Source organism: Streptomyces iconiensis (assembly GCF_028657195.3).
GTDB classification, from domain to species: domain Bacteria; phylum Actinomycetota; class Actinomycetes; order Streptomycetales; family Streptomycetaceae; genus Streptomyces; species Streptomyces iconiensis.
This window is the reverse complement of the sequence record NZ_JANCPR020000045.1, coordinates 70,421-79,419: the sequence shown is the minus strand read 5'-3', so window position 1 is coordinate 79,419 and position 8,999 is coordinate 70,421. Positions and strand designations below refer to the sequence as shown.

Here is an 8,999-nt window from a genome sequence, read left to right as displayed (position 1 = left end):
TGCCCCCACAGCTCGCCCTACGTTCCGCAGCACGGGCGCCCCCGGCCACCACGGGAACTCAAGGGCTCAGGCCGGGGGCACCAGTCCTGCGGGGCGTGCCGCGCAAGCGCCGAAGCGTCCGCGTGCGCGGTCGGCCGCCGCCTCGGCCCGCCGCGCCTTCTCCTCCCGTACGTCGAACGAGAGCTGCCGCGCGGCGAGTTCGGCGGCAGTCAGCTCCTCGGCGCGCAGAGTGACGGACCGTACCCGGGCCCGTTGCAGGCCCAGCGCGTCGTGCAGCGCGTAGGCGGTGCCCGCCAGCGCGGGCGTGTGCGCCGTCGGTTCGGGCAGGGTGCGGGTACGGGTGGTGGCCGAGCGGTCGGCGTACCTGACGGTGAGGCTCAACCCGCGTGCCACCTGCCGCTCGGCGCGCATCCTGAACCCGAGTTCGTCCGCGAGGGTGAGCAGCGCGCGCCGCCGCTGCCCGTGGTCCAGCTCGTCGTGCCCGAAGCGGTGCTCCGCGCCGACCGTGCGCGCCGGCGCCGTCGGCGTGACCCGCGTCGGGTCGATCCCGCGCGCCCTCTCGTGCAGGCGCCGTCCGGGGGCCGCGCCGAGGATGCGTTGCAGGGTGGCGGGCGAAGCCTCGGCGACCCTGCCGACGCTGTCCAGCCCGTACGAGCAGAGCGTACGGGCCGTCGCGGGACCGACCCCGTGCAGCGCGGCGACGGGCTTACGGGCGAGGAACCCGGCGGACTCCTCGGGGCGCACCACGCGTACGGTCCCGGGCCCGGCGGGACCTGCGGTGGCGGCCATCCGGGCGAGCAGCGGAGTGGCGGCGACGCCGATGGTGCAGTCGGTGCCGTGCAGGGCGAGCGCACGCAGCCGTACGAGCCGCGCGAGTCCCGCGGCGTCCCGCGCGAAGTACCGCAGCGCACCCCGTACGTCGGCGAGCGCCGCGTCCGGTGGCAGCGCCTGGACGACGGGGGTGAAGTCGGCGAGCAGCGCGAGCAGTTCCTCGTAGCGCTCGCGTGCCCGCGCCCCGAAGTGGACGTACAGCACGTGCGGTTCGTCTCCCGCGACCCCGCTCATCCCGGGCTCCCCGGGCTGGAGTGCCACATCTTGCGGAGCGCCTTGGGCGAGCCGGCCGACTCCCCCGCCGGGCGCAGATCGGCCCAGGGGTGCATCTCGTACCCGGGCGCCACCTCGATGGTGCGCCGGTTCTCCCCGCCCTCCGTGGCCTCCCTGCCCTCCGTGGCCTCCGCATCCGTACGGCCCGCTTCCCCGGCGCCCGCAGCTCCCGCACCGTCCCCGGTACCGTCACCGCCCGTACCGTTCCCCGCGAGGCGGGCCGCGACCGCGTCCAGGCCGCCCTCGCGGCGCAGTTCGACCAGTTCGGCCAGGTCCCATGCGGCGGCGCCCGTCACGGTGATGCTGCGCCCGCGCCGCTGGACGACGCCGCGCACCAGCAGCAGCCAGGAGTGGAAGACGGTGTGGGCGCACGCGGCGTGCGAGTCCTCGAAGAAGGCGAGGTCGGTGAGGCCCGTGCCGTCGTCCAGTGTGGTGAAGATGACGCGTTTCCCGGAGGCGAGCGGCGGGGTCTGGGTGGCCGCCTTGGCGCCGGCGACCAGCACCGTCTCACCGTTCCTCGCCGTGCGCAGCGCCCGCGCCGAGTACGCGCCCAACTCCTCGAGAAACGCGGCGTGGTCGGCCATCAGATGCCGGGAGGCGTCCATGCCGAGGACCCCGAGTTCGGCGCCGAGCCGCTCCTGCCTGTCCAGGTCGGGCAGGTGCGCGGGTTCGGGCACGGGGGGCGCGTTCTCGTCCCCCAGCGCGAGCTGCCCCTCGCGTGCTCCGGAACCGCGCTGGGCACGGTGCAGCTCGGCGATGTGCAGCAGCAGGTCACGCCGGTTGCCGTCGGGCGAGAAGGAGTCCAGCGCTCCGACCTGGGCGAGGCGTTCGGCGACGGGGCGTGAGGGGCGGGCCCTGCGCCAGAGGTCGGCGAGGGAGTCGTAGGGCCGGCCGGCCTCGATGCGCGCCGCGTCCGCCTCGCTGATGCCCTGGACCTCGGAGAGCGCGAGGCGGAGCCCCCACACTCCAGATTCAGACTCCAGTTCGATCCGATAGGAGACGGACGAACGGTTCACATCCAGCGGCAGCACAGGCACCCCGCGCCGCCGCGCGTCGGCCAGCAGCAGCCGCTTCGGGTACATGCCCGGATCGTGCTCCAGCAGCCCGGCGTAGAAGGCGGCAGGACGGTGCGCCTTCAGCCACGCCGACTGGTAGGTCGGCACGGCGAAGGCCACGGCGTGCGCCTTGCAGAAGCCGTACGAGCCGAAGGACTCCACGATCTCCCAGCTGCGCTCGACGACATCGGGCGCGTAACCGCGGGCCGCCGCCGCTTCGCGGAACCAGATCCTCGCGCGCGCCCGTTCCTCCTCGTCCTTGAGCACACGCCGCACCTCGTCCGCCCTGCCCCTGTCGCACCCGGTCATCACCGAGAGGATCCTGATGACCTGCTCGTGGAAGATCGCCACCCCGTGCGTCTCGCGCAGCACGGGCTCCAGGTCCCGGTGCGGAAGGCGCACCGCCCTCCTCCCGTGCCGCGCCTCGATGAAGGGGCGGACCATGTCGGCGCCGACGGGCCCCGGGCGGAAGAGCGAGATGTCGACCACCAGGTCATGGAAGTTCTCGGGCTGGAGCCGCCCGATCAGATCGCGCTGGCCCGGCGACTCGATCTGGAAGCAGCCCAGGGTGTCGGAGGCGCGGATGAGGTCATATGTCGCCTTGTCGCCCTCCGGTACCGCGTCCAGCTCGATCCGTTCACCGCTCGCCCGTCCGACCTCGGCGACCGCGTGCGCCATCGCCGACTGGAGCCGTACGCCCAGCACGTCCAGCTTGAGCAGCCCGAGATCCTCCACGTCCTCCTTGTCGAACTGCGCCATCGCGAAGCCCTCGCCGCTGGTGGGCACGACGGGCGTACGGGCGCGGAGCGAGGCGTCCGAGAGCAGCACACCGCACGGGTGCATGGCGATCCCGCGCGGCAGCGCGTCCAGCGACTCGACCAGGTCCCAGAAGTGCTCGCCGTACGCCTCCCCGGCCTGACTGGCCTGCCGTACGTCCTTCAACTCGGGCAGCTCAGCCAGCGCTGCGCGCGCGTCCCGCGCCCTGATGTGCGGGAACGCCTTGGCGAGCCGGCCGATGCCGTCGGGGTCCATGCCCAGCGCAGCGCCCACGTCCCGGATGGCGTGCCGCACCCGGTAGGTCTCCGGCATGGCGACGGTGGCGACGCGTTCCTCGCCGAAGCGTTCGAAGATGGCGCGGTAGACCTCCAGGCGCCTGGCCGACTCCACATCGATGTCGATGTCCGGGAGCACGGCCCTGCGCGGCGAGAGGAAGCGCTCCATCAGCAGCCCGTGTTCGACCGGGTCGGCGTGCGCGATGTCCAGCAGATGATTGACGAGGGACCCGGCGCCCGAACCGCGCGCCGTGACCCGTATCCCCAACTCCCGTACGTCCTCGACGATGCGCGCGACGGTGAGGAAGTACGAGGAGAAACCGAGCCCCTCGATGACGGCCAGCTCGTCCTCCAGCCGCCGCCAGCGCCTGCCGTCCCGCTCGTAGCGGCGGGCGACCATCCCGGCGGCGCACCGGGAGCGCAGCGCGCGTACGGCGGTGTGTCCCCCCGTGTCCGCCAGCCAGGGTTCGGGGAAGTGGACCCGGCCGATGCCCAGGTCCTCCTCCGGGTCCACCCGGCATCCGGCCGCCGTCTCCTCGGTGAGGGTGAGCAGCCGGCGTGCGGTGTTCGCGCGGTATCCGGCGGCCTCGGCGATCCGCTCGGCCGTACGGGCCATCTCGGCGGGGCCCTTCAGCCAGCGCTCGCCGTTGTCGAGTCCCTTGCGCGGGTCGATGGGCACCAGCCTGCGTGCCGCGTCGAGCACGTCGGCGGTCTCGATGACGGAGCCCCTGCCGGGGTCGGCGTAGCGCACCGCGTTGGTCAGTACGGGCTTGACGCCCTCCTGCGCCGCCAGGCCCAGCGCCCTGGCGGCCTCGCGCAGCGGTCCCGACCCCGTGACGGCGATCCGCAGCGCGTCCCCGTAGATCTCGCGCCACTCCCCCAGCAGCCTGGCGGCGCGGTCGGGCCGCCCGGCGGCGAGGGCACGGCCGACGTCGGAGTCGGCGCCGAGCAGCACGGTCAGCGCCTCGCCCCGCAGCTCCTCCCAGGCGAGCAGGGGCCGCTCGCCGCTGCCCGGGGTCACGTGCGCGTGCGCCGCCGTGACCATGCGGCACAGTTCGGCCCAGCCGCGTGCACCGTCGCGGGCGAGGAAGACGGCACGCTGGGCCGATTCATCGACAAAGGCCCCGCCCCTGACGGGCACCTTGCGCCGCAGGCTGCCGCCCTCGGCGCCGGGAAGCCCCGCGCGCTCGGCCCGCTCACCGACGGCCAGCTCCACCCCGTACACCGGCCGCACCCCGGCACGCGCGCTCGCCTTCGCGAACCGTACGGCGCCCGCGAGGGTGTCCCTGTCGGTCAGCGCGACCGCCTCCATCCCGCGCTCGGCTGCCCGCTCGGCCAGCGTCTCGGGATGGCTGGCGCCGTACCGCATCGAGAAGCCCGAGGCGACATGCAGATGCGTGAACCCGGGCCCCGCCGGAAACCCAGCCGACCCAGCCATCGGCGCACACCTCCTGTCACTTCCGCACCCCCTCTTCTGCTGTCCGTGCCCACCATAAACCAGATTTCGAACTACTATTCGAATGCCAGGGTGAGAGGAATCCCCGCAGGTCAGCACCCTGGCCGCAGCGGGAACTCCCCGGCTACGCTGCGCAGCCGGAGGAACAGGTACGGCGGCAGGGGACGGCATGGGAACCGAGCGGGACCTGCGGGGCGGCGGGGAACCGGCCGGTGATCCGACCGGAGAGCTGAGCCGTGAACCGGACGGGGGCCTGGACGGGGAGCCGGCCGCTGATCTGCTGGTGCTGTGGGACATCGACCAGACGCTGATCGAGGGCGGCGGGGTGAGCCGGACCGCCTACGCCGCCGCGTTCACCCGCGTCATCGGGCACGAGCCGCGCGCGGTGGCGGGGATGGCGGGCCGTACCGAGCGGGCCATCGCCACCGAGACCCTGCTGCTGAACGGGGTGCCCGCCGACCCCGGCACCATCGCGCGGCTGAACGCGGCACTCGACGAGGAACTGCACGCGCGCGCCGACCTGCTCGCCGCGGCGGGACGGGTACTGCCGGGCGCGGCCGAGACGGTCCTCGCGCTCGCGGGGCACGCGCACGTCCATCAGTCGGCGCTCACCGGCAACATGCGCAGCCTCGCCCGGCTGAAGCTCACCGTCTTCGGCCTCGCCGAGCACATCGACCTCACCTCGGGCGCGTTCGGCGACGACGCCCACGACCGCGCCGACCTGCTCCCCTTCGCCTGGCGCAGGGCCCGTACCCGGCTGGGACGCGGCTACGACGCGGCCAGCACCGTGCTCATCGGCGACACGGTCCACGACATCGCGGCGGCCACGGCACACGGCGCACGCGCCGTGGGGGTCGCCACCGGCGCCACTTCGGCGGCGGCACTGCTGGCCGCCGGTGCCGCCGCCGCGCTCCCCGACCTCACGGACACCCCCGCCGCCGTCCACACCATCCTCGGCTGACCGGTCCCCGACTCCCCCTCCCCGGGCCCCGTCCTCCCGGCGCCCTTACAGCTCCCTGCGGAAGACCACACGGTCCAGCGTGGACCCGTCGTAGTCGGGGACCGGTTCCGAGGCGGTGAAGCCGAGGGCCTTGTGGAAGGCGATCGAGGGGGTGTTGACCGGAGAGGTGATGGCCTTGACGACGGTGCGCCCTTCGGCCCTGGCCCGGGCGAAGAAGCGTCCGTACAGGTCGCGGCCCAGCCCCGAGCCGCGCAGCGACGGCGCGACGCCGGTGAAGTGGATGTAGGCGTACTCGGGTTCGGACGGCGAGAGGAAGCCGACGACGAACCCGGCGAGCGCGCCGTCGGGCTCCTCGGCGATCAGGCTGGTCGCGAAGAAGTGGTCGAGGAAGACCCGGGTGAGGTCGCGGGACGCGGGGCGCCCCCACCAGTCGTCGACCACCGCGATGATCGCGTCGTAGTCGTCGGGACGTGCGGTACGGACGGCGTAGGGGCGCGCGTGCGGGTGCGGATGCGGGGTGCCACTCATGAGCGGCACGCTAACAACTCCCCTGCCGCGCCCCCGCGTTCCGTACCACCGTTCCGTACCGCACCCCGGCGCTCACATGTGGGTGCCGCCGTCGATGCGCAGCTCGGTGCCGGTGATGAAGGCGCCGTCGTCGGAGGCGAGCATCGCGATGGCGCCCGCGACGGTCTCGGGGCCCGCGAAACCCTTGCCGAGCGCCGGTGACAGCTTGGCCAGCAGGTCGAAGTCGGTGTCGTCCGGCAGCCCCGGGTTGTGGGTCATCCCGGAGGAGATGGAGCCCGGCGCGACACACACGGCGCGCAGCCCGCGCTTGCTGTACTCCGAGGCGATGGCGTGCGTGAAGGACTGGATGCCGCCCTTGGTCGCGGCGTAGGCGGCCATGTAGGGGTGCGCGAAACTCGCGGACGTGGAGCTGAAGTTGATGACGACGCCCTTGCCGGTGGCGAGCAGCGCGGGCAGCGCCTGACGCGTCATCAGGAAGGTGCCGGTGAGGTTGACACCGATGATCCGGTTCCAGAAGTCGAGGGTCATCGTCTCGGTGTGCCGGGAGTCGAGGATGCCGGCGGCGTTGACGAGGACGTCCAGCCCGCCGAGCTTCCCGATCGCGGCGCCGGCGTTCTCCCGTACGGACTCCTCGTCGGAGATGTCCACGGTGACCGTGGACAGGCGGGCCTCGGTGCCGGCCTCGGCCGCCTGCGCGCGGGTCTTGTCCAGCCCGGCCTCCGCGATGTCGGCGGCGACGACATGGCCGCCCTCCTCCAGGACGCGCAGCACGGTGGCCTGGCCGATGCCGGAGCCGGCTCCGGTGATGAGGACCTTGCGTCCTTCGAAGCGGTTCATGGGGTGCTCCCTTTCTGGTTGCCCTGCGCCCTGGGGCGCCTGATGGCAACCGTACGCCTTAGTGGCACGTTGTGCCATAACGGCTTGTCGTGCACTCCGGAGCGTGACCTGACGTACGCTTCCCGTATGTCCGCAGCGCCCTCACCCCGCACCGAACGCCCTACGCTCACCGAGCGCCGCAAGGCCGAGACCCAGTGGGAGATCGCCCGCCGCGCCGCCGAGCTGTTCTCGGAACGGGGCGCGGCGGGCGTCACGGCCGAGGGCATCGCTGAGGCGGCCGGCGTCTCGCTGCGCACCTTCTACCGCTACTTCCGCACCAAGGAGGAGGCGGTCACCCCGCTGCTGACCGGTGGCGTGCGCCAGTGGCTCGGCGACCTGGCCGCAGCCCCTGCCGAACTGTCCGTCGAGGAGGCGTTGGAGCAGGCCGTACGCGCCGCGCTCACCCCCGCCGGCACCCACGCCGAGGCGCAGGCCGAGGCTCTGCTCAGCACCCGGGGCCTGCTGCGCGCCGTGCCGGGCGATCCCGCGCTGCGCTCGGTCTGGCTCCGTGTGCACGCGGAGACCGAGCAGTCGCTGGTCCCCGTACTGACCGCGCTCGTACGCGAGGGCACGGACCCGCTGGACGTGCGGCTGACCGCGGCAGCAGCCAACGCCGCGATGCGCCTGGCGATGGAGACCTGGGCGGCGACGGACGCCGCTCCCGACGACGCCGAACGGGGTCCGGCCGCGCTCGCCGTACGCTGTCTACGGGGCCTCACGGCCGGTCTGCGCACGCCCCGCGCGTAGCCGTACCTGCCTGGCCTCCCCGGTCACGGGGCTGTGACCGAAATCAAAGGACTGGCACCCCGTATCCGCCGCCGTGCAGGGTAGGGGGCCCCGGCGGGACAAGCAGAACGCACAGACCAGTGCGGCCGTCACACAGGAAAGGGCCGCACGATCAGCAGAAGGAGCCCCATGAAGATCGGGATCGTCGGAGCCACGGGCCAGGTCGGCACTGTGATGCGCGAGATTCTGGCCGAGCGGAAATTCCCGGTCGAAGAACTGCGGCTGTTCGCCTCGGCGCGCTCGGCCGGGCGGACGATCCCGTGGCAGGGCGAGAAGCCCGGCGACGTCACCGTCGAGGACGCGGCGACGGCCGACTACTCAGGGCTGGACATCGTGCTGTTCTCGGCCGGCGGGGCGACCTCCAGGGCCCTCGCCGAGAAGGTCGCCGCTCAGGGCCCCGTCGTCATCGACAACTCCTCGGCCTGGCGCATGGACCCGGAGGTTCCGCTGGTGGTCTCCGAGGTGAACCCGGACGCAGCGCGCCGCCGCCCCAAGGGCATCATCGCCAACCCGAACTGCACCACCATGGCCGCGATGCCGGTGCTGCGCCCGCTGCACGACGAGGCGGAGCTGACGGCCCTGGTCGTCTCGACCTACCAGGCTGTCTCGGGCAGCGGCCTCGCCGGTGTCGCCGAACTGGACGGCCAGGCGCGCAAGGCGATCGAGGGCGACGCCGCACGGCTGACGTTCGACGGCGAGGCCGTCGACTTCCCGGAGCCCGACAAGTTCAAGCGGCCGATCGCCTTCAATGTGCTGCCGATGGCCGGCTCGGTCGTCGAGGACGGGCTGAACGAGACGGACGAGGAGCAGAAGCTCCGTAACGAGAGCCGCAAGATCCTGGACATCCCGGCCCTGAAGGTCGCCGGTACCTGCGTACGCGTGCCCGTCTTCACCGGCCACTCGCTCCAGGTCAACGCCCGCTTCGCGCGCCCCCTCGCCCCGGAGCGCGCGGCCGAACTGCTCGCCGGTGCCCCGGGCGTGGAGCTGTCGGACATCCCCACCCCGCTCCAGGCGGCGGGCAAGGACGCCAGCTACGTCGGGCGGATCCGCGCCGACGAGACGGCCGAGAACGGCCTGTCGCTCTTCCTCTCCAACGACAACCTCCGCAAGGGCGCGGCCCTGAACGCCGTACAGATCGCGGAACTGGTGGCGGCCGAGAAGCGCTGACGCGACTCTCCCCT

7 protein-coding genes are annotated in these 8,999 nt (G+C 73.1%); 3 read left to right on the top strand and 4 right to left on the bottom strand.

Features of this window, described 5'->3' with window-relative positions:
- Positions 1-66: 66 nt before the first annotated feature.
- Positions 67-1,065, bottom strand: a complete 999-nt coding sequence (locus tag NMN56_RS33500) for a DNA polymerase Y family protein (RefSeq protein ID WP_274046260.1) — start codon at positions 1,063-1,065, stop codon at positions 67-69.
- Positions 1,062-4,649, bottom strand: coding sequence for a DNA polymerase III subunit alpha (locus NMN56_RS33495; RefSeq protein ID WP_274046259.1), 3,588 nt, complete (start codon positions 4,647-4,649; stop codon positions 1,062-1,064). Before NMN56_RS33495 ends, NMN56_RS33500 begins: the two co-directional genes overlap by 4 nt.
- A gap of 187 nt (positions 4,650-4,836) precedes the next feature.
- Here NMN56_RS33495 and NMN56_RS33490 point away from each other — a divergent pair, with 187 nt between their 5' ends.
- The gene (locus NMN56_RS33490) at positions 4,837-5,628 is read left to right on the top strand and encodes an HAD family hydrolase (RefSeq protein ID WP_274046258.1); all 792 of its coding nucleotides are present in this window, start codon (positions 4,837-4,839) and stop codon (positions 5,626-5,628) included.
- A gap of 45 nt (positions 5,629-5,673) precedes the next feature.
- Here NMN56_RS33490 and NMN56_RS33485 read toward each other — a convergent pair whose 3' ends face one another.
- Together NMN56_RS33485 and NMN56_RS33480 are read right to left on the bottom strand one after the other, a co-directional pair.
- A complete protein-coding gene (locus NMN56_RS33485; RefSeq protein ID WP_274046257.1) occupies positions 5,674-6,156 on the bottom strand; it encodes a GNAT family N-acetyltransferase in 483 nt (160 codons plus the stop codon).
- 72 nt (positions 6,157-6,228) lie between these two features.
- Positions 6,229-6,993, bottom strand: coding sequence for an SDR family NAD(P)-dependent oxidoreductase (locus tag NMN56_RS33480; protein WP_274046256.1), 765 nt, complete (start codon positions 6,991-6,993; stop codon positions 6,229-6,231).
- 126 nt (positions 6,994-7,119) lie between these two features.
- Here NMN56_RS33480 and NMN56_RS33475 point away from each other — a divergent pair, with 126 nt between their 5' ends.
- Positions 7,120-7,779, top strand: coding sequence for a TetR family transcriptional regulator (locus NMN56_RS33475; protein WP_274046255.1), 660 nt, complete (start codon positions 7,120-7,122; stop codon positions 7,777-7,779).
- 168 nt (positions 7,780-7,947) lie between these two features.
- Complete coding sequence (locus tag NMN56_RS33470; protein WP_274046254.1) at positions 7,948-8,985, top strand: aspartate-semialdehyde dehydrogenase; 1,038 nt, start codon at positions 7,948-7,950, stop codon at positions 8,983-8,985.
- Positions 8,986-8,999 lie beyond the last annotated feature (14 nt).